Genomic DNA, 1,264 nt, shown 5'->3' with positions numbered 1-1,264 from the left:
TGCCGTACCTGCCCGTGGTGGGAGGGCTGGGACGATCGGGGGACGCCCGTGTCGGGATGCCGCGACCGCCTGGTCGTCGCCGACGACGTGAGCCTGGTGGTGGGCGGTGGACAGGTGGGACCGGTCCGTGCGGCGGGCTTCCGCACGGTGGCGGACCTCGCCGAGGCCGGTCCGGAGCGACCGCCGGACTGGAACGGCGAACCGTTCTCCGACGCCGTCCTGCGGGCCCGTGCGCACCGGGACGGCGAGGTCGTCGTTCCCAAGGTCGCCCGACCGGCCATCCCGCGTGCGGACATCGAGGTGGACGTGGACCTGGAGAGCCACCTGGACGACGGCGCCTACCTGTGGGGGACCCTGCTCACCCTGCGCGACGGGCGTCGCCTCGAGGCCGAGGGTTACCGGCCGTTCGCCACCTGGGCACGGTTACCGGACCCGGACGAGGGTCGCTCGTTCGCCGAGTTCTGGCGCTGGCTCACCGGCATCCGGGACAGGGCCCGGGGACAGGGGCGCACCTTCCGCGCCTACTGCTACTCGAGGTCCGCCGAGAACGGCTGGATGCTCTCGACCGCCACCAGGTTCGGGCCGGAGGGCACGGTGGCCGTGGTCAGGGGCGTCCCCTCGGTGTCCGAGGTGCGTGGGTTCATCTCCTCGCCCCAGTGGGTCGACGTCCATGAGGCGGTGGCCACCCAGTTCGTCTCCACCTCCGGGCTCGGGCTCAAGGTGGTGGCGCCGGTGGCCGGATTCCACTGGCGCGACCCGGACGCCGGGGGCGAGCAGTCGATCGGGTGGTACCGGGATGCGCAGGCCTCGCGGGGGGTCGAGCGGGATTCGGGCAGGGCGCGCCTCCTCGCGTACAACGAGGACGACGTCCGCGCGACCCGGGCTGTGCGGGAGTGGATTTCGGTCTGGAATGTGACGGAGTTTTAACTGAGAGCCAGCTGTTCCTTTGCTGAGAGGTAGGGATAGGGTAGGTGAGAGGGATCGGAAGTTCACACCGCTACCCGTGGGGCGGACTGCGATCCCGGAAGCCCATCCCTCACGGGTGTCCCGTCGCGAACCCACGTGGATGCCGCGCCATACAAGGAGACGAACCCATGACGTTCTCGATTCGTAGGGCCGCTGCCGTCGCAGCCGCCACCGCCCTCGCCATCTCCGGAGCGACCGCTGTCGCCTCCGCCCAGGACGGCGGCACCGGAAGCCTGTCCGCCGACAGCCTCGGGGCCGACAGCCTGGGCGCGCTGAGCAGCGGCAGCGAGGGCAGCGG

General features: G+C 71.4%; 1 protein-coding gene. It reads left to right on the top strand.

Annotated elements, in window-relative coordinates:
• A partial coding sequence (locus G6027_RS08050; protein ID WP_182636720.1) for a TM0106 family RecB-like putative nuclease occupies window positions 1-927 on the top strand: 927 nt, incomplete at its 5' end.
• Window positions 928-1,264: the final 337 nt, after the last annotated feature.

Source organism: Dietzia sp. SLG310A2-38A2, from assembly GCF_014145095.1.
Classification (GTDB): Bacteria; Actinomycetota; Actinomycetes; order Mycobacteriales; family Mycobacteriaceae; genus Dietzia.
This window is presented reverse-complemented; position numbering and strand designations above follow the sequence as displayed.